We start from the raw sequence: 21,861 nt of genomic DNA, 5'->3' as shown, positions 1-21,861 counted from the left end.
GTGAGCGTCGGCCGGCGCGTTCCGGCGAGTGGTTCCGCGAGGGACCGGGGTCAGAGCGTCCCGGACTCGGAGATCGTGACCTTCGCCTTGGTGCGGCCGCTCTGCGAGCCCAGGCTCTCGATCTTCTTGACCAGGGCCATGCTCTGCTCGTCGGCGACCTCGCCGAAGACCACGTGCTTGCCGTCCAGCCACGACGTCACGATGGTCGTGATGAAGAACTGCGAGCCGTTGGAGTTCGGGCCGCTGTTCGCCATGGAGAGGAGGCCGGGCTTCGTGTGCGCCAGCTTGAAGTTCTCGTCGTTGAACTTCGCGCCGTAGATGCTCTTGCCGCCGGTGCCGTCACCGCGGGTGAAGTCGCCGCCCTGCAGCATGAACTCGGGGATGACGCGGTGGAAGGACGAACCCTTGTAGCCGTAGCCGTGCTCGCCGGTGGCCAGCTCGCGGAAGTTCCTCGCGGTCTCGGGAACCACGTCGTCGTACAGGTTGAAGACGATCCGCCCGGCGGCCTCGTCGTTGATGGTGATGTCGAAGTAAACCTTGCTCGTCATGGAACCATCCTGACATCCGCCTGCCCGGCGCCGACGGGCGGGCGCGTCCAAACACCGCTCACGGGTGACCGGCCAGGGGCATGTGGTGGACACGCCTCCGGAACCGTGGGCCTGTCGTGCCCCCGCACCGTCACACCCCGGTGCTGCCGTCGATCCGCTCCCGCAGCAGGTCGGCGTGGCCGCTGTGGCGCGCGTACTCACCGATCATGTGGGTGTAGATCCACCGCAGATTCACCTCGCCCCCCATGAAGGGCGCGGTGTCCTCCAGCTCCCGCGCGGCACAGTTGGCCCGGGACACGGCGATCTCCTCCTGCCAGCGCGCGCAGGCCCCGGCGAAGGTCTCGTCGCCGGAGAGCCGGAACCCTCCGTCGTGATCTTCGGGGCCGGCCGGTTCGTCGTACACGGAGCCAACGTCCTCGCCGGTCAGCACCCGGCGGAACCAGTTCCTCTCGACCTCCGTCAGGTGCTGGACGAGGCCCATCAAGGTCAGCGAGGACGGCGGTACGGAGGTGTGGCGCACCTGCTCGTCGGTCAGGCCCTCACATTTCCCGGCCACGGTCGCCCGGTAGAACTCGAGCCAGGCGGCCAGGTTGGTGGGCTCGTCGGCGTTCAGGGGCGGCATCGGGCGTTCGGGTCGCGTCATGATCCCGATGCTGCCACCGGGGTCTGACAGTCCCGAGGCGGACGCCCTGCGGTGCTACGGCCGGCGGCGGGGCTTGCCGCGCTTGGCGCCGGAAGCGCCCTTCGCGCCCGAAGCACCCTTGGCGCCGCGCGCCCCGCCCTTCGCCCCGCCGGAGCCGCCCCGCGCGTTCCTCCCGGCCGACGCACCCGCCGCCGGCTTGCCGCGCGTACCGCTGCTCCCGGGGCGTTTCGCCTTCGCCTTCGGCTGTTCCGCTGGCGTCGTGCCGCGGCCCCGGGAACTGTTCACGGTCCGCCCGCGGACGATCCCGATGAAGTCCTCCACCAGGTCGGTGGTCCGGTCCTCCGGCCACGACAGGGCGATGCGCGACTCGGGCGCGTCCGACAGCGGACGGTAGGTGAGGTCCTTGCGGTGGTGCAGGCGGGCGAGAGACTGCGGGACGACGAGGACCCCCACCCCAGCGGCCACCAGCTCGACGGCGTCCGCCGTCGTGGCCGGGCGCTCGATCGCGGGCCTGCCGGGGAGCCGGTCCCAGCCGAGGGTGTCGTCGAGCGGATGCAGCACGATGTCGTCGGCCAGCTCCGCGAGGGAGACCTCGTCGACCGCCGCGGCCACATGGTCCTTGGGGATCACGACGACGGTCTGCTCGGTGTAGAGCGGGATCGCGCTGAGGTCCGTCCCGTCGACGGGCAACCGGACGAACCCGGCATCGGCGCCCCCGGCGCGCAGCAACGCCGTCGCCTCGGCGGACGGCACCGCGACGAGAGTCAGCGGGACACCGGGAAGGCGCTCGTTCCAGATCCGCACCCACTTGGTGGGTGTCACTCCGGGGACGTACGCGAGCCGGAATGAAGGGGATGCTTCCGAGCCTGTCACCCCGCCAGGTTACCGGTCGTGGTCAGAGGGGGCGCACACGCTCGATACTCTTGACACCATGACGTCGCACCAGACCACCCAGACCATGAAGCCCGCGACCGCGGCGAAGAAACTGGGTGTGTACCTCGAGGCCACCCCCACCGAGTTCCAGGAGGGTGTCGTCTCGCGCGCCGAGCTGGCGGCCCTCCAGGCCGATCCGCCCCAGTGGCTGCAGGACCTGCGGCACAACGGCCCGCACCCGCGGCCGGTGGTCGCCTCCAAGCTGGGCGTCTCCATCTCCGGTCTCGCCCGCGGCGGAGTCACCGACGCCCTCACCACGGAGCAGATCGAGGCGCTGAAGCAGGACAACCCCGAGTGGCTGCAGAAGGAGCGGGCCACGCAGGCGGAGGTCCGCAAGGAAACCGTCCGCATCAAGGAGCGGAACGCGGAGCGCAAGGACGCTTCCTAGGGCCTGTCCGCCCCCGAGAACCACCGGGTGGGTGGTCTCCGTTCCCGCGAGGATCCGCGGGGTACGGAGACCACCCACACGTCGTTCAACCGAAGGCACCGCAGCCGGCGGCCCGGAAAAGCGGGTGACGGCCGGCCGGGCCCCGCGTAGCCTGGTCCGCATGGGAACACTGTGATCGCCCCGCCCACGACCGCGTAGAGCTCAGCTCCGCTGCCGTGGCGCCGATTCGTCCTCGAATCCGTTCTGCCGGCATGGCCGGGAACAGGGGCTTCCTCATGCACCCAGCACACTCCGCACAACTCTCCCTGCACGGCGTCACCAAGCGTTACGGCGACCGCACCGTGCTCCAACAGATCTCGTTCAGCCTCGCGCCCGGCGAGAAGGCCGGCGTCGTCGGCGACAACGGGGCGGGCAAGTCCACACTGCTCCGCCTCCTCGCGGGCGAGGAACGGCCCGACGCCGGCGAGATGTCCGTCATCGCACCCGGTGGCACGGGGTATCTCGCCCAGACCATCGGGCTGCCCCCGCGGGCCACCGTCCAGGACGCCGTCGACCTCGCACTGAGGGAGCTCCGCGCCCTCGAATCCCGCCTGCGCCGCACCGAGTTCGCGCTGGCGGCAGCACGCCCTGGACCGGAACTGGAGGCGGCCCTGGCCGCGTACGCACGCCTGACCGAGCAGTACGAGTCGCGCGACGGTTACGGCGCCGGCACCCGGGTGGACACCGCGATGCACGGACTCGGCCTGCCGCGGCTCTCCCGCGACCGGCCGCTGGGCACCCTCTCCGGCGGCGAGCGCTCACGGCTGGCGCTGGCCGCGACGCTGGCGTCCCGCCCGGAACTGCTGCTCCTGGACGAGCCGACCAACGATCTCGACGACCGGGCGGTCGGCTGGCTCGAGGACCATCTGCGGGCCCACCGCGGAACGGTGGTCGCGGTCACCCACGACCGGGTGTTCCTGGAGCGGATCACCGACACGGTCCTGGAGATCGACGGCGGCCGCCTCTCCCGCCACGGCAACGGCTACGGGGGATATCTCACGGCCAAGGCCACCGAGCGCAGGCGGCGACAGGAGCGGTACGAGGAGTGGCGGGCCGAGCTCGACCGCAGCCGTCGGCTGGCCGAGTCCAACGCCGTCCGCCTGGAAGCAATCCCGCGCAAGATGTCGAAGGCCGCCTTCGGTTCCGGGGCGTTCCGGGCACGCGGTCGCGCCCACGGTGCGATGAGCCGTATCCGCAACGCGAAGGAGCGGGCCGAACGGCTCACCGCGAACCCGGTGCCCCCGCCGCCCGACCCGCTGTCCTTCAAGGCCCGCATCACCACGGCGGCCACCCCCGGCGAGGCGCCGGCCGCTGCTCTGGACGAGGTGGTCGTCGAGGGCCGGCTGAACGTGCCGCGGCTGCGCATCGGACCGGCCGAACGGCTCCTGGTCACCGGCCCCAACGGCGCCGGGAAGAGCACCCTGCTGCGGGTCCTGGCCGGGGAACACCGGCCGGACACGGGCGCGGTGAGGGTCGCCGGACGGGTAGGACACCTGCGGCAGGAGGAGACGCCGTGGCCGCCGGCCCTGACCCTGCTGGGGGCGTTCGCCCACGGCCGTCCCGGCGACCGGGACGAGCACGCCGACCGGCTGCTGTCGCTCGGCCTGTTCGAACCGGACGCCCTGCGACTGCGCGTCGGAGATCTCTCGTACGGCCAGCGGCGTCGCATCGAACTCGCCCGGCTGGTCAGCGAACCGGTGGACCTGCTCCTGCTGGACGAGCCGACCAACCACCTCTCACCCGCGCTGGTCGAGGAACTGGAGGCCGCGCTGACCGGCTACGCGGGTGCGCTGGTGCTGGTCACGCACGACCGCCGCATGCGGGCACGGTTCAGCGGTACCCGGATGGAGCTGAGGGAGGGTGCCGTCACCGGAACGGGACGGAAACACGAAAGGCAAGGAGCGAACCGGCTCCCTGCCACTCCCAAGGTATAGCGCACAGGGGGCCTTGCGGCAAGGCCCCCTGTACGCCGCAGAATGACCGGCCACGGCCGGAGTCTGCAGATCTTGAATGGGTGTTCCGATGATTGACGTAATCGTGGTCGGCGGCGGTCCGACCGGTCTGATGCTGGCCGCCGAGCTGCGCCTGCACGACGTGCATGTGGTCGTACTGGAGAAGCTGACCGGACCCACCGGGGAGTCCCGCGGGCAGGGTCTCCACGCGCGGAGCGTCGAGGTGATGGACCAGCGCGGCCTGCTGGACCGGTTCCTGGCGGTGAGCGAGAAATTCCAGGTGGGCGGCCTGTTCGGTGGAATCGCCACGGCGTGGCCGGACGGGCTGGACACGGCTCATCCCTTCGGTGTCGCCACCCCGCAGCCGGTCACCGAGCGGATCCTCGAGCGGCGGGCCCTGGAGCTCGGTGCCGAGATCCGGCGCGGCTGCGAAGTGGTCGCGCTGAGCCAGTCGGAGGACGAGGACCAGGACGCGGGCGGGCCCGGTGTGACCGTCGGGCTGACGGACGGCACGCAGCTGCGCTCGCGCTACCTCGTCGGGTGCGACGGCGGCCGCAGCACGGTGCGCAAGCTGCTCGGTGTCGGTTTCCCCGGCGAGCCCGCCACGGTCGAGACGCTGCTGGGGGAAATGGAGGTGGCCGAGGATCCGGAGAAGACCGCCGCGATTGTCGCGGAGGTCCGCAGGACCCAGCTGCGCTTCGGCATCAGCCCCGCGAACGACGGCGTCTGCCGCGTGGTCGTGCCCGCCGACGGAGTGTCCGAGGACCGTACGGCCCCGCCGGTACTGGACGACTTCAAGCAGCGGCTGCGCGCGGTCGCGGGCACCGACTTCGGCGTGCACTCGCCGCGCTGGATGTCCCGGTTCGGCGACGCCACCCGGCAGGCCGAGCGGTACCGAGCCGGCCGGGTGCTGCTTGCGGGCGACGCGGCGCACATCCATCCGCCGACCGGCGGGCAGGGCCTCAACCTCGGCGTGCAGGACGCCTTCAACCTCGGCTGGAAACTGGCCGCGGCGGTCCGCGGCTGGGCGCCGGAGGGCCTCCTGGACAGCTACCACACCGAACGGCACCCGGTCGGCGCCGCCGTGCTCGACAACACCCGTGCGCAGATCACGCTGCTGGGGACCGACCCGGGTGCGACCGCGTTGCGGGCGCTGTACACGAAGCTGATGGGTTTCGAGGAGGTGAACCGGTACATGACCGGAATGATCACCGCGCTCGACATCCGCTACGACTTCGGCGAGGGCCCTGAACTGCTCGGCCGACGGATGCCGGACGTGGAGCTGAGGGGCGGGCGGCGCCTCTACTCGCTGATGCACGAGGGGCGTGGTCTGCTCCTCGACCGGACGGGCCGGCTCTCGGTGGCGGGCTGGCAGGACCGGGTCGACCACGTCGTCGACGTGAGCGGGCCGGACGCCGGACCGGACGCGCCGGCGGTACTGCTGCGGCCCGACGGCCACGTGGCGTGGGTGGGCGAGGACCAGCAGGAGCTGCTCGGGCGGATGCCCCGGTGGTTCGGCGCCGCCGCCCACTGAGCCCGGCCCTCCACGACCGGAGTCCCGCCCCCCCCGGCGCCCGACGGGGGCGGGGGACGGGACGTGCCCGGTCGGTGCCGCGGGTCAGGAGGCGACGAACCGTGCGATCTGGCCGAGCACGACCGCGTCCGCCAGGTACCCGATGTGGGTCTGGCAGAGCACGTTGTTGTTCGTCGCGCCGCTCAGCCTGGTGCTGGTGTACGGCAGGATGATGCCGTCGCACGCCGAGTACCAGGTGGCGTACTTGGTGGTGCCGGGCGTCTCGTCGCCCGCGCTGATCTGGGAGATGAAGGAGGAGCCCGGGTACATCTGCTGACAGGTCGTGTAGATGAGACAGGCGCCGGCGAACGTGGTTCCGTGGTTCGCCCCCGCGATGGAGGCGAGGTGGCTGACGCTGGTGTTGCCGCCCAGGACCTTGAGGTAGTACTGGCTGACGAGGCCGCCCATGGAGTGGTTGACGATCGCGACCTTGCTCGCGCCGGTGCGGGCCTTCACGTTGTTGACGAAGGTGGCCAGGCCCTGGGCGTTGGTGACGTTGTTCCCGTACGAGTTGTACTCGTAGGCGAACAGCTTGGAGCTGGACCAGCCGTTGAGCTGGAAGACGCTCATGGCGGTGACCCAGTTGGAGGCGTTGCCGGTGTACCCGTGGACGAAGACGACCGGGGTGCTGGTCGACAGCGGAGTCACGGCCGCGACGGTGGCGGACTTCGCCGCGGGCGCACGGTCGGCGGCGCCGGCCGCGGACGTCGAGCCGAACAAGGTGAACGCGACCGTGACGGCGGCGAGAACGCCGAGAAGCCGGCGGGGTGAACGACGACGCATGGGGCACTCCTGACAAGGGCGTGGGGATGCGGGGATGCGGATGCCTGCTCAGCTCAGAGTCGGGGCGCGCGGCACGGGCGGCATCGGCGAATTCACCGGTGTTCGCGAGCGGTCGCGGCCCCGCGCCGGGACCGGGCGGGCGCTCCGCGCGCGCCGCACACGCCGCGTTCCGGGAGAGAGGCGCTCCCACAGGTCAGATGCGGTAGCGGGCCGAGGTGAACAGACGCAGGAAGTACTTCAGGGGGAGCACCGCGAGCCAGGTCCACAGTCCTGCCGGGGGCGACACCGCATAGGCCAAGGCCACGGACGCCGCGGCGACCGGGACGACGGCGGCCAGATCGATGGCACCGTCCCAGGTGGCGCGGTCGCTCAGCCGCGCCGCCGTCCGGCCCGGGCGGCGCCGCGCGAGGAGGAACAGCGTCAGGTGCAGCAGCCCGATCCCGGCGACGGTCACCGCGTATACGGCTACGGCTGCCGGGTAGCTTCCCCCGTACTCCGAGAGCAACGTCGTCGGGAAGGGCAGCAGCGCCACCAGACCCAGCCCCGCCAGGGCGACCCGGACCATCAGGGTGTCGCACCGCCGGACCTGGTGCAGGATCGAGCGCTGGTCACGCCAGAAGCCGGCGAGTACGGCAAAACTGAGGGCGTACGCGCCCAGGCTCGGCCACACCCCGGCCAGGGCGGCCTCGAAGCCCGCTTCGTCCAGCGACGGAGGGATGGTGACATCCAGCACGAGCAGAGTCATCGCGATCGCATAAACCGCGTCCGACAGCCCCACGAGCCGCTCCGGGCCCGCCGCCGTGTCGGCGCCCTCACCGGGCTCGGCCGGTACGTCCCCGCTCACCTCGGCCATGCCGCCCACCCTGACCGACACCGTCCGCATGCCCCGGGGGCCACGCTTCGTGATCACCCGCGCCCGTCGGCTCCTCCTCCGAACGGCCCAGAGAGAAGGCCGTGTGCCGTCGCGCCTCGGGAGTGATGGGGGCAGGCCAGGACCGCGGAACGGCCAACGGGGGGAAAGCCGAGCCCCCGGAGGCGGCCACCGGATGATCACAAGTCTTTGCATAAAAGTGCAGCGATGCGTATAGTCATGCCATCGACGAGGAGGATTTCGATGGTGGTACGTGCAGCGGTGGCAGGGGCGAGCGGATACGCCGGCGGGGAACTGCTCCGCCTTCTGCTGGTCCACCCCGGGGTCGAGATCGGGGCCCTCACGGCGAACTCCAACGCGGGTCAGGCGCTCGGCGGCCTGCAGCCGCACCTGCGGCCGCTGGCCGGGCGGGTGCTCCAGCCGACGACCCCCGAGGTGCTCGCCGGGCACGACGTGGTCTTCCTCGCCCTGCCCCACGGGCAGTCCGCCGCCGTCGCGGAGCAGCTTGGGGACGAGGTGCTCGTGGTGGACATGGGGGCCGACTTCCGGCTCGCGGACGCCGCGGACTGGGAGAGGTTCTACGGCTCGCCGCACGCCGGGACCTGGCCCTACGGCCTGCCCGAACTGCCCGGCGGGCGCGCAGCCCTCGCCGGGAGCAAGCGCATCGCGGTGCCCGGCTGCTACCCCACCGCCGTGTCGCTCGCGCTCTTCCCGGCGTACGAGGCCCGGCTCGCCGAGCCCGAGGCCGTGATCGTCGCCGCCTCCGGGACCTCGGGCGCGGGCAAGGCGGCCAAGCCGCATCTGCTCGGCTCCGAGGTGATGGGCAACATGTCGCCGTACGGCGTCGGCGGTGTCCACCGGCACACGCCCGAGATGATCCAGAACCTCGGCGCCGCCGCCGGCGAACCGGTCACCGTGTCCTTCACCCCGACCCTCGCGCCGATGCCCCGCGGCATCCTCGCCACGTGCAGCGCGAAGGCGAAGCCGGGCGTGAGTGCCGAGTCGCTGCGTGCCGCGTACGAGAAGGCCTTCGCCGGCGAGCCGTTCGTCGACCTGCTCCCTGAGGGGCAGTGGCCCTCGACCGCCGCTGTCTACGGCTCCAACGCCGTGCAGATCCAGGTCGCGTACGACGAGGCGGCCGGCCGGATCATCGTGATCAGCGCCATCGACAACCTCACCAAGGGCACCGCGGGCGGGGCCCTGCAGAGCATGAACATCGCCCTCGGACTTCCCGAGGACACCGGACTTTCCACGATCGGAGTGGCACCGTGAGCGTCACGGCAGCACAGGGATTCTCCGCGGCGGGCATCGCCGCGGGAATCAAGGAGAACGGCAACCCGGACCTGGCCCTCGTGGTCAACAACGGTCCGCGTCGCGCCGCCGCGGGCGTCTTCACCTCCAACCGTGTCAAGGCCGCTCCCGTCCTCTGGTCCGAGCAGGTCCTCAAGGGCGGCGAGGTCACCGCCGTCGTCCTCAACTCCGGTGGTGCCAACGCCTGTACGGGACCACAGGGCTTCCAGGACACCCACGCCACCGCCGAGAAGGCAGCCGAGGTCCTCGACGGCCACGGCGCCGGCGAGATCGCCGTCGCCTCGACCGGACTCATCGGTCTGCTGCTTCCCATGGACAAGCTGCTGCCCGGCATCGAGAAGGCCGCGGCGGCCCTGAGCGAGCACGGCGGCGAGAAGGCCGCCATCGCCATCAAGACCACCGACACCGTTCACAAGACGGCCGTGGCCGGCGGCGAGGGCTGGACCGTCGGCGGCATGGCCAAGGGCGCGGGCATGCTCGCCCCCGGCCTGGCCACGATGCTCGTCGTCCTCACCACCGACGCCGACGTCGCCGCCCCCGCGCTCGACGCCGCGCTCCGCGACGCCACCCGGACGACCTTCGACCGGGTCGACTCGGACGGCTGCATGTCCACCAACGACACCGTGCTGCTGCTGGCCTCCGGGGCGAGTGGCATCACCCCGGAGCAGGGGGAGTTCGCCGAGGCCGTACGGACCGTCTGCGCCGACCTCGCCCGGCAGCTGATCGGCGACGCGGAGGGCGCGTCCAAGGACATCCGGATCGAGGTCGTGAACGCCGCGACCGAGGACGACGCCGTGGAGGTGGGCCGCTCCATCGCCCGTAACAACCTCCTCAAGTGCGCCATCCACGGCGAGGACCCCAACTGGGGCCGCGTCCTGTCCGCCATCGGCACCACGAAGGCGGCCTTCGAGCCCGACGAGCTGAACGTCGCCATCAACGGCGTCTGGGTCTGCAAGAACGGCGGAGTCGGCGAGGACCGCGACCTCGTCGACATGCGCTACCGGGAGGTCAAGATCACCGCCGACCTCGCCGCGGGCACCGAGTCGGCCGTCATCTGGGCCAACGACCTCACCGCGGACTACGTCCACGAGAACAGCGCGTACAGCTCATGACCGCCGCGCGGAAGCACACCGCACTCCCGAAGGCGCAGATCCTCATCGAGGCGCTGCCGTGGCTGACCCGGCACAACGGCAAGACCGTCGTCATCAAGTTCGGCGGCAACGCCATGATCGACGAGGAGCTGAAGGCGGCCTTCGCCCAGGACGTCGTCTTCCTGCGGCACGCCGGCCTCAAGCCCGTCGTCGTGCACGGCGGCGGACCGCAGATCAGCGCCCAGCTCGACAAGCAGGGCCTGGTCAGCGAGTTCAAGGCCGGGCTGCGCGTCACCACGCCGGAGGCGATGGACGTCGTACGGATGGTGCTCGCCGGGCAGGTCCAGCGCGAGCTCGTCGGCCTGCTCAACCAGCACGGCCCGCTCGCCGTCGGCATGACCGGCGAGGACGCGCACACCATCACGGCCACCCAGCACCGCCCCATGATCGACGGCGAGGCCGTCGACATCGGCCGCGTCGGCGAGATCACCGCGATCGACACCGGGGCTATCCAGGCGCTGCTGGACGACGGCCGCATCCCGGTCATCTCCTCCATCGCCCGCTCGGCGGAGGACAACCACGTCTACAACGTCAACGCCGACACCGCGGCCGCCGCGCTCGCCGCCGCGCTGAACGCCGAGACGCTGATGGTCCTCACCGACGTCGAGGGCCTGTACGAGGACTGGCCGAACAGCGACGACGTGATCAGCCGGCTCACCGCCACCGAACTGGAGAAGCTCCTGCCGGAACTCTCCAGCGGCATGGTGCCCAAGATGCAGGGCTGCCTGCACGCGGTGCGCAACGGCGTGGAGACCGCCCGCGTCATCGACGGCCGGGTCCAGCACTCGATCCTGCTGGAGATCTTCACCGACGAAGGAATCGGCACGATGGTCGTGCCCGACGCACAGGGGGAAGCATGACCAACGCCGAGCTCTCGCAGCGGTGGAAGTCCGCGCTGATGGACAACTACGGCACCCCGAAGCTGTCCCTCGTGCGCGGCGAGGGCGCCCGCGTGTGGGACGCCGACGGCACCGAGTACCTCGACTTCGTCGGCGGCATCGCGGTGAACGCGCTGGGTCACGCCCACCCCGCGATCGTCGAGGCGGTCTCCACCCAGATCGCCTCCCTCGGCCATGTCTCCAACCTCTTCATCGCCGAGCCGCCCGTCGCCCTCGCCGAACGGCTGCTCCAGCTCTTCGGCCGCACCGGCAGGGTCTACTTCTCCAACTCGGGAGCCGAGGCCAACGAGGCCGCGTTCAAGATCGGCCGGCTGACCGGGCGCACCCACATGGTCGCCACCGACGGCGGCTTCCACGGCCGGACGATGGGAGCCCTCGCGCTCACCGGCCAGACCAAGAAGCGCGAGCCCTTCGTCCCGCTGCCCGGTGACGTCACGCACGTCCCGTACGGCGACGTCGAGGCGCTGCGGGCGGCGGTCACCACCGACACCGCGCTGCTCATCATCGAGCCGATCCAGGGCGAGATCGGTGTGGCCGTGCCGCCGAAGGGCTACCTGGAGGCGGCCCGGGAGATCACCCGCGCCACCGGCACGCTTCTCGTCCTCGACGAGGTGCAGACCGGCATCGGGCGGTGCGGCACCTGGTTCGAATACCAGGCGCACCAGGGCGTGGAGCCCGATCTCGTCACGCTCGCCAAGGGGCTCGGCGGCGGACTGCCGATCGGTGCCACGGTGGCGTTCGGCGAGGCCGCAGACATGCTCGCGCCCGGCCAGCACGGCACGACGTTCGGCGGCAACCCGATCGCCTGCGCCGCCGGTCTCGCGGTGCTGGACACGCTGGCCGCCGACGGAGTGCTGGACAACGTGAAGCGGCTCGGAGAACGGATCCGCGAGGGCGTGGAGGGTCTGGGGCACCCCCTGGTATCCCACGTCCGCGGCGCCGGCCTGCTGCTGGGTATCGTGCTCACCGAGCCCCTCGCACCCCAGGTGCAGCAGGCGGCTCAGGGTGCCGGGCTTCTGGTGAACGCACCCGCCCCCGATGTCGTACGGCTGATGCCGCCGCTGATCATCGGTGAGGCGGAGGTGGACGCGTTCCTCCAGGCGCTGCCGGGCGCCCTCGACGCGGCATACGGGGACGGACGATCCGGAGAGGGACCCACCGGAGAATGAGGCGACGACGATGACCGAGGCGCAGGATTCCGAGCACGGCGGGCCGTCCGTGCCGCAGACCCGCACCGCACGCCACCGCCGGATCGTGGACATCCTGAACCGGCAGCCGGTGCGCTCGCAGAGCCAGCTGGCCAAGCTCCTTAGCGACGACGGGCTGAGCGTCACCCAGGCGACTCTCTCCCGGGACCTGGACGAGCTGGGTGCGGTGAAGATCCGCAATACCGGTGGCGAGCTGATCTACGCGGTGCCGAGCGAGGGCGGATTCCGCACCCCGCACGCCCCGCTGGGCGGCTCCGCCAAGGAGGAGCGGATGCGCCGCCTCTCCGCCGAGCTGCTGATCTCGGCGGAGGCCTCGGCCAATCTCGTCGTGCTGCGTACGCCCCCGGGCGCGGCCCAGTTCCTCGCCTCGGCGATCGACCAGGCCGAGCTGCACGACATCCTCGGCACCATCGCCGGCGACGACACGCTCATGCTGATCAGCCGCGACCCGGCCGGCGGGCAGGCGCTCGCCGACCACCTGCTGCGGCTCGCCCAGAACGAGCGCTGACGCCAGCCCTCAGTAGCGGGTGATGGCCGTCGGACCGGAGCGGGTCCCGATCGCGAGATGCGGACGACGGACCGGATCGGCCCAGGCCAGGATCCGGTCCATCGCGGCCGCCGGCACGGAGACACAGCCGGCGGTCGCGCCGCGCCCGTTGACGTGGAGGAAGATCCCGGCGCCCCGGCCCCGTACCGGCCGGTCGTAGTTGAACCCGACGACGAGGGCCCGGGCGTACTGCACCGGATACGTGATCAGGTGCTCGGCCTCGGCAGCCCGGCAGTCGGCGGGCCGTGGCTCCACCCACCGGTTGTAGGCACGCGCCGCGTTGTCCTGGCACCACCACGACCGGTCGCCGACCCGGCGGTACGGATAGCGCGTCCCCGGCGGGGCCGCCTTGATCCCGAAGGCGTACGGCAGGCCGTACAGTCCGGTGGGCGTCGTCGACGTGCCCTGCTTGCGCGAGGCCCCCTCCGTTAGCCCGTTCGCCCCGAAGCGGGCGGGCGCCGACCCGGCCGCCACCCAGCGGCCCGCCCGCAGACTCCACCACGTGACGGTGCCCGTGGTGGAGGCGGTGGAGGACGCCACCGCCGTGATGAGCTGGCTGCCGCCGCCGGTCTCCGCCAGCCGCGACGGCAGCGGTGCCGCCGCCGGGGGACTGGCCCCGAGCAGGCCGGCGAGAGCGAGCAGGACCGAACCCGTCACCAGAATTCTCCGCATGCCCCGGACCGTAGACCGGCCGCGGCCACGCCACCCGCGGGCCTGGTCCGTCCGGCCCAGCCGCTCAGCTCAGGGCGAGGCAGGCATGACCGGCAACGGGAGCGGCAGCCCCGGCAGCCCGTCCATGCTGGTGGCGATGTGCTCCTTCTTCTCGAAGTAGTCGGCGAGCGAGGCGTCGTCCTTCCGCGCGAAGTACTGCCCGTGCAGCGTCCGGTCCTCGTCGTAACTCATGAACGGCACGCCGTACCCGCACGTGTCCCGGATCAGCTCGGCCGTCACCACGATGATGGCTCTCAGCCCGTGCCGGGAAGGATCGACGCCGTCGAAGCGCGCGAGGAGTTCCGGGAAGCGGGGATCGTCACGGAAGACCGGCTCGCCCCGGCCGTGCACCCGCACGATGTTCGGCGGCCCCTGGAAGGCGCACCACATCAGGGTGATCCGCCCGTTCTCGCGCAGGTGGGCGACCGTCTCGGCGGTGCTGCCGGCGAAGTCGAGGTAGGCGACGGTCCGTTCGTCGAGGACGGCGAACGAACCGCTTACACCCTTGGGCGAGAGGTTCACCGTGCCGTCGGCATCCAGCGGGGAGGTGGCGGTGAAGAAAATGGGCTGCGCCTCGATGAAAGTGCGAAGCCGTCCGTCTATGCGTTCATACGTCTTTCCCATGAGGCTGATTATCTGCCCCAATCCGAAGGGTGGCGGTGACATTTCAGCCGGTGGGACGCAGCCACCCCGCCGCCCGGAGCAGCCGCTGCGCCGCCACCCGCACCGCCCGGGGCCGGTCCGGCGCGTCCCGCTCGGACAGCCATTCCCGGGAGAGCCCGGCCGCTTCGGGCAGCAGGGCGCGGGTCGCCGCCCGGACCACGGCCGGTGACGGGTCGTCGATCAGCCGGATCAGCCGGTCCCGGGTCACGGCGTCGAGCGCCCGCAGCCCGCTGACCGCGTGGACGCGGACGGCCGGGGCCGGGTGGTTCGTCAGCGCCCACAGCGTCCCGGCATCGGACCGGTCACCGCATTCGCCGAGCCCTGCGGCGGCGCCCGGTTCGTCGACCTCACCCGCGCACATCGCCCGGTACAGCGGCAGCGGGTCGGTCCCGCCCTGCCGCACCACGTACCGGGCGCAGGCCCGTACGACTCCCGAACGGTCCGCGAGCCAGGCCCGCGCCGCGTCGTGCCGCCCGGCGCGCCGGAGCGCGGTGACGCCCGCCGCCCGCACGCGCGTGGCCCGGGCCGCCAGCAGCACACCGAATACGTCGTCGTGCTCCTCGTCCCGCATGGAGGCGATGGCCGCGTCGGCGCAGAGGTCCTGCAGGGTCGCGTCATCGCAGCCCGCGGCCAGGCGGGCCAGCCGGCCCGGCGCAAGGAGGCCGCGGTCCACGGCGATGCGGTGGGCGAACCTGCGGGTCGTGCGGTCCTCGCTCGCGAGCAGGGCCTCCACCTGCGTGGCGGGCCCTTCGCGCAGGCCCCGGTCGAGCAGGTCCACCGCGAACCGGCCCTGCTCGCGCCGGGCCAGCAGCAGGACGAGTTCCGCGCACGGGACGAGCGTGGAGAGGGGCATCTCCGACAGCAGCGCCCGGGCCCGGTCGCGCACCGGAGCCGCCCAGTCCGTGCACCGCACCAGCAGGAGCGGCAGCAGTGCGGGGGAGCCGGGCACCAGGTCAAGGGCCGACTCGCGGATCCGGCCGTCATGGTGGCACAGGGCGATGACGGCCGCGGACTCCGATTGCGCCCGGCGGCTGCGGCCCCCTCGCAGGTACGACAGCGGCGCGGTCAGGTCCCACCGCAGCCGCCGCCCGCCCGGCGCGACGTACGCTCCGAGCTCCCAGCGCGGCAGGTCGCGTATCGCGTGGTCGAGTTCCGGCCAGGAGGCGGCCGAGACCGGTCCGAGTGCCTCGTGCAGGGACGCGCCGGCTGCCAGTTGCCGCGCTGCCGTCCGGACGTCGTTCATGGTTGGTCCCCCTGGGTGTGCCGGAGTGCCGACCGTACCGGGGACGGCGGGGCCGCTCCCGTGAATATCCCGGCCGCCGCGGTCACCCTCCCCGGCTTTGACAAAACATACGGAGGACCGCATAGTTATGCCTGATAGTGATCGCGGCAGTGGCTGCACCGTGGATCGCGCCGTGAGCAGGCATCCGTGACCGAGTGGGCCGCACTCGCGCGGAGAAGCGGTCGCACATCCAACCCCCTGGTTCTTCCGAGGAGCACGCAGTGAGCAACGGCAACGGCAACGGCGATGTACGTCTGTGGGGCGCCCGCTTCGCGGACGGTCCGGCCGAGGCGCTGGCCAGGCTGTCCGCGTCCGTCCACTTCGACTGGCGGCTCGCGCCGTACGACATCGCCGGCTCCCGCGCCCACGCGCGCGTCCTGAACAAGGCGGGCCTGCTCACCGAGGACGAGCTGAAGCGGATGACCGCCGGGCTCGACCAGCTGGAAGCCGATGTCGCGGACGGCTCCTTCACCGGCACGATCGCCGACGAGGACGTCCACACCGCCCTGGAGCGGGGACTGCTGGAGCGGCTCGGCCCCGACCTGGGCGGCAAGCTGCGCGCCGGACGGTCCCGCAACGACCAGATCGCCACGCTCTTCCGGATGTACCTGCGCGACCACGCCCGCATCATCGGCGGACTGATCGCCGAGCTCCAGGACGCCCTCGTCGGCCTCGCCGAGGCGCACCCGGACGTGGCCATGCCCGGCCGTACGCACCTCCAGCACGCCCAGCCGGTGCTCTTCGCCCATCACGTCCTGGCCCATGTGCAGTCCCTGTCCCGGGACGCGGAGCGGCTGCGGCAGTGGGACGAGCGGACCGCCGTCTCCCCGTACGGCTCCGGCGCGCTCGCCGGCTCATCGCTCGGGCTCGACCCGGAGGCCGTCGCCGCCGACCTCGGCTTCGAGGGCGGTTCGGTGGGCAACTCCATCGACGGCACGGCCTCGCGGGACTTCGTCGCCGAGTTCGCGTTCGTCACCGCGATGATCGGTGTGAACCTCTCCCGGATCGCCGAGGAGATCATCATCTGGAACACGAAGGAGTTCTCCTTCGTCACCCTGCACGACGCCTTCTCCACCGGCTCCTCGATCATGCCGCAGAAGAAGAACCCCGACATCGCCGAACTGGCGCGCGGCAAGTCGGGACGGCTCATCGGCAACCTGACCGGCCTCATGGCCACGCTCAAGGCGCTGCCGCTCGCGTACAACCGCGACCTCCAGGAGGACAAGGAGCCCGTCTTCGACTCCTGCGACCAGCTCGAAGTCCTGCTCCCCGCCTTCACCGGAATGATGGCCACCCTCACCGTCAACCGCGCGCGCATGGAGGAGCTGGCCCCGGCCGGTTTCTCGCTCGCCACCGACATCGCCGAGTGGCTCGTCAAGAAGGGCGTGCCGTTCCGCGTCGCCCACGAGGTCGCCGGTGAGTGCGTCAAGGAGTGCGAGAGCCACGGCATCGAGCTCGACGAGCTGACCGACGAGCAGTTCGCGAAGATCTCCGAGCACCTCACGCCCGAGGTCCGCACGGTCCTCAACGTGGCCGGCGCACTCGCCTCCCGCGACGGCCGCGGCGGAACCGCCCCCTCGGCGGTCGCCGTGCAGCTCGCCGAGGTCAAGGTGGACCTGGCGACGCAGCACGCCTGGGCGGCCGCCCGCAAGTAGCCGGACAGGCATCGCGGGCTACGTTGGGGGTAGCCGAGATTCCTGCCCACGACGAGGAGCCCGCGATGCCGTTCGCCCGACTGACCACAGCGACCACCCCGACCGCCCACATCGGGCTCGGCCTGGCAGCGGTCGGCAGGCCCGGCTACATCAACCTGCACCGCGACCGCGATCTGCCGGGCGAGCGGACGGTCGACGAACTGCGCGCGCGTACGCACGAACTGCTCGACGCGGCCTACGCGCAGGGCGTCCGGTACTTCGACGCCGCCCGCTCGTACGGCCGCTCCGAGGAGTTCCTCGGCGACTGGCTGACCGCCCGGCCCGAGGTGAGGGACGTCGTCGTCGGGAGCAAGTGGGGCTACACCTACACCGCCGACTGGAGCGTCGACGCCGAGGCGCACGAGGTGAAGGACCACACCCCCGCCACATTCGACCGCCAGCGCGCGGAGACCGCCGCTCTGCTCGGCGACCGGCTCGACCTCTACCAGATCCACTCGGTGACCCCCGACAGCCCGGCGCTCACCGACAAGGATCTGCACGCCCGCCTCGCCGCCCTCGCCGCCGAAGGGGTCAGCGTCGGCCTCTCCACCAGCGGACCGGGCCAGGCCGACGCGATCCGGGCCGCCCTCGCCGTCACGGTGGACGGCGAGCCCCTCTTCCGCACGGTCCAGGCCACCTACAACGCCCTGGAGACCTCGGCCGGCCCGGCGCTCGCCGAGGCCCATGCCGCGGGGCTCACCGTCATCGTGAAGGAAGCCATGGCCAACGGCAGGCTCGCGGGCACGGAGGCCCCCGCCGTGATGCGGGAGATCGCCGACGAGGAGGGTCTCGGCAGCGACGCGGTCGCCCTGGCGCTGGTCCTGCACCAGCCGTGGGCCGGGGTCGTGCTCTCCGGCGCGGCGACCGTGAACCAGCTCTCCGCCAACCTCCACGCGGCCGTCCTCGACCTCGACGAGGAGCGCAGGGCGCGGCTGGACGCGCTGGTGGAGGAGCCGGAGGCGTACTGGCGGCACCGCGCTTCGCTCCCCTGGAGCTGAGCCCTCCCCCCTCTTCGGTCACATCGGACGGCTGCGGTACGTCAGTGTGGTGACGGCACACGACGCAGGAGGACGGCTGTGGACGGAAACGAGTTGCTGGCGGCGCGCTTCGAGGAGAACCGGGGCCGCCTCCGGGCGGTGGCGTACCGGATGCTCGGCTCCGACAGCGAGGCGGAGGACGCCGTCCAGGAGGCGTGGATCCGCCTCGGCCGCTCCGACAGCGCGGCGATCGACAACCTGGGCGGCTGGCTGACCACCGTCGTCGGGCGCGTCTGCCTGGACATCCTGCGCTCGCGCCGCTCCCGCCGCGAGGAACCCCTGGAGCCCGGCGTGGCTGAGGCCGACGTGCCCGGCCCGGCCCTGGGCCCGCAGCCCGGGGCCGACCCGGAGCAGCAGGCGCTGATGGCCGACTCGGTGGGCCTCGCGCTGCTCGTCGTGCTGGAGACCCTGGACCCGGCCGAGCGGCTGGCCTTCGTGCTGCACGACATGTTCGCGGTGCCGTTCGACGAGATCGCCCGGATCGTGGACCGCACCCCGGCCGCCGCCCGGCAGCTCGCCAGCCGGGCCCGCCGCCGGGTGCAGGGCGCCGACCCGGTGCCCGACCCCGACGCGGCCCGCCGCCGCGAGGTCGTCGACGCCTTCCTCGCGGCCGCCCGCGGCGGCGACTTCGACGCGCTCGTCGCCGTGCTCGACCCGGACGTCGTGGCCCGCTCCGAAGGGGCGGCCGGAGCGGCCTCGCTGGTGCGCGGGGCCGCGAACGTGGCCCGGCAGGCGCTCATGTTCGCCCCCTTCGCCCGGTCGGCGCGGTTCGCCACGCTCGACGGCGTGCCGGCGGTCGTCTCGGAGGTGGAGGGGCAGCGCTTCTCGGTCATGCGGTTCACGATCGAGCGCGGGAAGGTCGTCGAGCTGTTCGTGATCAACGACCCGGCGCAGCTGCCCGGGCTCGACCTGGTTCTCCTCAACGACTGAGCGGGCGGGGCGGGCAGGGCCGACTGGGCGGGGGAGAGGTCAGCCGGCCACTCCCCGGCCGTCCGCCCACGCGGCCAGGGCGTCGAAGTCGGCCCGATCCAGACCGGTCCGCGGATCGATCCACAGCAGGAGGCTCCGCGCGCCCGCCCCGTGTTCCTCGACCCATGCCCGGTCCTGCCCGGTGATCTCGTCGTCGACCCAGGCGAACGGCCGTCCGGCCGCGTACTCGACGACGTACCGAGTCTTCCAGTACGTCCCGGCCGGTGCGGGGCCGTGCATGTCGGGCCAGTCGATGTACGGCAGGGCGGGCAGCCCCAGACGCGGCCCGATCCACTCGTTCGCCTCGTCCTTCCAGGTCGTCGCCCAGACAAGTTCGTAGCGGCCGGCCAGCGCGAGCAGCTCCTCGCCGTGCTCGGGGTTGAGCAGGACGGGCAGCGCCGGGCCGTCGGTCCACCCTGTCGGCCGCATGAGGTGCCTGGTGTATCCCTCCGGCGAGCGGCGGCGGGAAAGTGCCGCGTACGGATTGAGCGGACCGTCGATGTCGATCAGCAGAAGAGGCAGTGTTGACTCCACAGCACCAATGATGCCGCTTGCGAGCGCGAGAAGTGCAGGTTCTGCGTGCCGTCTCGGGACGAGTTCTACCACGATGCAGCGAGCCAAGTTGCGTGTCCTGCTGCCTGTTTCCTCGTTCTGATGACTGTGATGCATCAACGGTGTCGCTCGCACAACGCGAGGGCAGTCTGGTGACGCTATGAATGAGCACGGAGCGTGATTGGTGAGTCGAGTCAGCCGCAGTCCGGTCCAGCGTGGTCCTGCGCCGGCACCCGGTGTTGCGACGTTGTACGTCGTTCCCGGCGTGCCCATGTTGCGGCCTGCGGAGGCTGTGTTCGAGAGCACCCTCCTAGGCTTTCGCGAGCACCAGAAGGCCAGGAACCTGCAGGACACGACGGTCAACGGCCGGGAGAACGTAATCCGGCAGGTTCATGCCGTTGCGGACGCCTACCCGTGGGAGCCTGACTGGAATGCTGCGTTGTTCGACCGCTGGATGTCGCTATGCGCTCCGGGCAACACGAGCGGCACTCTGGGGTCGAAAGCGCGAGTCCTGAGGCTGTACTTGGAGTACCTCACCAACCCGGCCTACCAGTGGCAAGAAGTGTGCTTGAACCTCTTCGGCACCTTCCCAGCGCAGGTGGTGCGTGACCTCAACGCGGTTCGGCACTCGCAGGATTACGTGGGGCGGCCCAACCGGAATCGTCCACTGACACGGCAGGAGATCAAGCAGTTCTTTTCCCAAATGGATCCGGAGATCAAGCGGATGCAGGCTGTGGGGCATAAAGGCGCGCTGGCGGCGGCCCGGGACGTAGCGATGTTCACCACCGCCTACGGGTGGGGGCTACGGCGTCGAGAGACCGCCCGGCTGGAGACGCATGACTGGCGGCGGCAGGCGAAGCTGCCGGAGTTCGGAGACCTGGCCGGGCTATCGGTGCGCTGGGGCAAGGCGAGTGCTGGGCAGCCGCCCCGGCGGCGGACCGTGGTGTCCGTATGGCCGTGGGCGGTTGCCACCGTTCGCTTCTACCTCGACCACGTGCGTCCGCAGTTCTACCTTGACCGGCCGGACGACGGAGTCATGTTCCCGACCGAGCGCCACGAGACGATCTCTGAACGTTCGGTGAATGCGCGCTTTGCGACCTGGCGTGACCGGGCCAGCCTGTCTGCGGACCTGGACCCGCACTGTCTGCGCCATACCTACGTTACCCGGCTCATCGAGAGCGGCTATGACACGCAATTCGTAACTGAGCAGGTTGGGCATTCCCACGCGGCCACGACGGCCATCTACACGGCGCTCAGCAGCGACTACAAGAACCTCAAGGTGCGGGAATTCCTCGATGCCCAAGAGGAGAAGATGCTGCACCAGGCATTCGCCCGTGCTGATGCGGAGGCTCAGATGGAGGATGAGTTCGAAGATGCTCCCGCAGAGCCACGCAGTAAACGCAGGAGGGCATGATGGCTGACCCCAACGATGCTGCACGCCGCAAAGCCATGGAAGAGCTGCAGCCCCAGTACGAGTGGCGCCTACGTGAGCTGATGGCCGTACGCAAGAACTGGTACACCACTACCAAGCTGGTCCCAGCACTTCGTGAGCGTGGCTTCGAATTCGACCGCAGCTACATCTTTCGCCTGGTGAAAGCGGACCAACCACCCAAGGTGGCCATCGGCCTCCTTGTTGCTCTCTGTCAGATCCTGGAATGTACATTTGAGGAACTCGTGGCCCCGATCACCCCGGAAGAACCTGCGGCGCCGGAGCCTGGTCCGGTAACTCGGCTGAGGCCGGTTCTTCCTGACACTCCGATGCTGTCCCCGGACTTCTTCGATGCCGAAAGCTGATCCGTGTCTGCCGAAACGACAACGTGTGCTTCCTGCGGGCAACAAAAACAGATTGTGTCGCGCAAAGCCGGACGCCCTAGATGCGAACCGTGTTGGCGGGACAGTCGACGGCGGAGCTGCATCGACTGCAGTGAAGTTAAACGCTCGCGAAAGATTACCGAGGCCGGTCCGGTCTGTGACCGGTGTTGGAGACAGCGCCAGCCACTCGAACAGTGCTCCGGCTGCGGCCGGATGCGGCACCTCACCTCTCGCACTGATCGGCTTTGCGGTTCCTGCTGGGCACGTGTTAAGGGACGCAGGGAGGCGTGCCGGG

At 71.1% G+C, this 21,861-nt stretch carries 22 protein-coding genes; 13 read left to right on the top strand and 9 right to left on the bottom strand.

Translation table 11 applies throughout. From position 1 onward, the window contains the following. Positions 1-50 precede the first annotated feature (50 nt). From ABTX18_RS18710 to ABTX18_RS18700, 3 genes are all read right to left on the bottom strand, one after another. Positions 51-548, bottom strand: coding sequence for a peptidylprolyl isomerase (locus tag ABTX18_RS18710; RefSeq protein ID WP_352123799.1), 498 nt, complete (start codon positions 546-548; stop codon positions 51-53). Positions 549-678: 130 nt separating this feature from the next. Beyond that, positions 679-1,191 (bottom strand): DinB family protein, encoded by a 513-nt coding sequence (locus tag ABTX18_RS18705; protein WP_352123798.1) that lies wholly within the window; start codon positions 1,189-1,191, stop codon positions 679-681. Positions 1,192-1,245: 54 nt separating this feature from the next. Continuing rightward, positions 1,246-2,064: a LysR substrate-binding domain-containing protein gene (locus ABTX18_RS18700; RefSeq protein WP_352123797.1), complete on the bottom strand. Its 819-nt coding sequence runs from the start codon at positions 2,062-2,064 to the stop codon at positions 1,246-1,248. A 58-nt stretch (positions 2,065-2,122) separates the two neighbouring features. On the opposite strand from ABTX18_RS18700, the gene ABTX18_RS18695 reads away from it, so the two are divergent. The 3 genes from ABTX18_RS18695 (at position 2,123) to rox (ending at position 6,037) form a co-directional block, all read left to right on the top strand. Continuing rightward, entirely contained in the window at positions 2,123-2,512 is a 390-nt protein-coding gene (locus tag ABTX18_RS18695; protein ID WP_352123796.1) for a DUF5997 family protein, read from the top strand. A gap of 275 nt (positions 2,513-2,787) precedes the next feature. Beyond that, complete coding sequence (locus tag ABTX18_RS18690) at positions 2,788-4,485, top strand: TlrC/CarA/OleB/SrmB family ABC-F type ribosomal protection protein (RefSeq protein ID WP_352123795.1); 1,698 nt, start codon at positions 2,788-2,790, stop codon at positions 4,483-4,485. Positions 4,486-4,573: 88 nt separating this feature from the next. Further along, positions 4,574-6,037: a rifampin monooxygenase gene (rox, locus tag ABTX18_RS18685; RefSeq protein ID WP_352123794.1), complete on the top strand. Its 1,464-nt coding sequence runs from the start codon at positions 4,574-4,576 to the stop codon at positions 6,035-6,037. 84 nt (positions 6,038-6,121) lie between these two features. On the opposite strand, the gene ABTX18_RS18680 is transcribed toward rox, so the two are convergent. Next, positions 6,122-6,859 (bottom strand): esterase/lipase family protein, encoded by a 738-nt coding sequence (locus tag ABTX18_RS18680; protein ID WP_352123793.1) that lies wholly within the window; start codon positions 6,857-6,859, stop codon positions 6,122-6,124. Between the two features lie 193 nt (positions 6,860-7,052). Continuing rightward, complete coding sequence (locus ABTX18_RS18675; RefSeq protein ID WP_352123792.1) at positions 7,053-7,769, bottom strand: TMEM175 family protein; 717 nt, start codon at positions 7,767-7,769, stop codon at positions 7,053-7,055. A 204-nt stretch (positions 7,770-7,973) separates the two neighbouring features. On the opposite strand from ABTX18_RS18675, the gene argC reads away from it, so the two are divergent. From argC to ABTX18_RS18650, 5 genes are read left to right on the top strand one after another with little or no spacing between them, the layout of a single operon-like run. Continuing rightward, on the top strand, positions 7,974-9,002 hold the full coding sequence (gene argC, locus ABTX18_RS18670) for an N-acetyl-gamma-glutamyl-phosphate reductase (protein WP_352123791.1): 1,029 nt from the start codon (positions 7,974-7,976) through the stop codon (positions 9,000-9,002). Beyond that, positions 8,999-10,153 (top strand): bifunctional glutamate N-acetyltransferase/amino-acid acetyltransferase ArgJ, encoded by a 1,155-nt coding sequence (argJ, locus tag ABTX18_RS18665; RefSeq protein ID WP_352123790.1) that lies wholly within the window; start codon positions 8,999-9,001, stop codon positions 10,151-10,153. Before argC ends, argJ begins: the two co-directional genes overlap by 4 nt. After that, positions 10,150-11,052, top strand: coding sequence for an acetylglutamate kinase (gene argB / locus ABTX18_RS18660; RefSeq protein ID WP_352123789.1), 903 nt, complete (start codon positions 10,150-10,152; stop codon positions 11,050-11,052). Before argJ ends, argB begins: the two co-directional genes overlap by 4 nt. Then, positions 11,049-12,260 (top strand): acetylornithine transaminase, encoded by a 1,212-nt coding sequence (locus tag ABTX18_RS18655; protein WP_352123788.1) that lies wholly within the window; start codon positions 11,049-11,051, stop codon positions 12,258-12,260. Before argB ends, ABTX18_RS18655 begins: the two co-directional genes overlap by 4 nt. A 10-nt stretch (positions 12,261-12,270) precedes the next feature. Further along, positions 12,271-12,807: an arginine repressor gene (locus ABTX18_RS18650; RefSeq protein ID WP_352123787.1), complete on the top strand. Its 537-nt coding sequence runs from the start codon at positions 12,271-12,273 to the stop codon at positions 12,805-12,807. A 9-nt stretch (positions 12,808-12,816) separates the two neighbouring features. On the opposite strand, the gene ABTX18_RS18645 is transcribed toward ABTX18_RS18650, so the two are convergent. The 3 genes from ABTX18_RS18645 to ABTX18_RS18635 form a co-directional block, all read right to left on the bottom strand. After that, positions 12,817-13,518: a L,D-transpeptidase family protein gene (locus ABTX18_RS18645; protein ID WP_352123786.1), complete on the bottom strand. Its 702-nt coding sequence runs from the start codon at positions 13,516-13,518 to the stop codon at positions 12,817-12,819. A gap of 69 nt (positions 13,519-13,587) precedes the next feature. Beyond that, complete coding sequence (locus tag ABTX18_RS18640) at positions 13,588-14,181, bottom strand: pyridoxamine 5'-phosphate oxidase family protein (protein WP_352123785.1); 594 nt, start codon at positions 14,179-14,181, stop codon at positions 13,588-13,590. A 43-nt stretch (positions 14,182-14,224) separates the two neighbouring features. Beyond that, positions 14,225-15,463, bottom strand: a complete 1,239-nt coding sequence (locus ABTX18_RS18635) for a hypothetical protein (protein WP_352123784.1) — start codon at positions 15,461-15,463, stop codon at positions 14,225-14,227. A 260-nt stretch (positions 15,464-15,723) separates the two neighbouring features. Between ABTX18_RS18635 and argH the strand changes: the two genes are divergently transcribed. The 3 genes from argH to ABTX18_RS18620 all read left to right on the top strand — a co-directional run bounded on the left by argH (position 15,724) and on the right by ABTX18_RS18620 (position 19,163). Continuing rightward, a complete protein-coding gene (gene argH, locus ABTX18_RS18630; protein WP_352123783.1) occupies positions 15,724-17,157 on the top strand; it encodes an argininosuccinate lyase in 1,434 nt (477 codons plus the stop codon). A gap of 65 nt (positions 17,158-17,222) precedes the next feature. Further along, on the top strand, positions 17,223-18,194 hold the full coding sequence (locus tag ABTX18_RS18625) for an aldo/keto reductase (RefSeq protein WP_352123782.1): 972 nt from the start codon (positions 17,223-17,225) through the stop codon (positions 18,192-18,194). A 78-nt stretch (positions 18,195-18,272) separates the two neighbouring features. After that, complete coding sequence (locus ABTX18_RS18620; protein WP_352123781.1) at positions 18,273-19,163, top strand: sigma-70 family RNA polymerase sigma factor; 891 nt, start codon at positions 18,273-18,275, stop codon at positions 19,161-19,163. Positions 19,164-19,202: 39 nt separating this feature from the next. Here the strand turns inward: ABTX18_RS18620 and ABTX18_RS18615 are convergent, their stop codons facing one another. Further along, positions 19,203-19,736 carry an HAD domain-containing protein gene (locus ABTX18_RS18615; protein ID WP_352123780.1) on the bottom strand — a complete coding sequence of 178 codons (534 nt, stop codon included), beginning with the start codon at positions 19,734-19,736 and terminating at the stop codon, positions 19,203-19,205. Positions 19,737-20,046: 310 nt separating this feature from the next. Between ABTX18_RS18615 and ABTX18_RS18610 the strand changes: the two genes are divergently transcribed. Both ABTX18_RS18610 and ABTX18_RS18605 read left to right on the top strand, forming a co-directional pair. Continuing rightward, a complete protein-coding gene (locus ABTX18_RS18610) occupies positions 20,047-21,168 on the top strand; it encodes a tyrosine-type recombinase/integrase (protein ID WP_352123779.1) in 1,122 nt (373 codons plus the stop codon). Beyond that, positions 21,168-21,548 carry a helix-turn-helix domain-containing protein gene (locus ABTX18_RS18605; protein WP_352123778.1) on the top strand — a complete coding sequence of 127 codons (381 nt, stop codon included), beginning with the start codon at positions 21,168-21,170 and terminating at the stop codon, positions 21,546-21,548. The genes ABTX18_RS18610 and ABTX18_RS18605 overlap by 1 nt, the downstream gene beginning before the upstream one ends. Positions 21,549-21,861 lie beyond the last annotated feature (313 nt).

Origin of the sequence: Streptomyces sp. NPDC096323, from assembly GCF_040302845.1 — a bacterium.
Lineage (GTDB): Bacteria > Actinomycetota > Actinomycetes > Streptomycetales > Streptomycetaceae > Streptomyces.
This window is presented reverse-complemented; position numbering and strand designations above follow the sequence as displayed.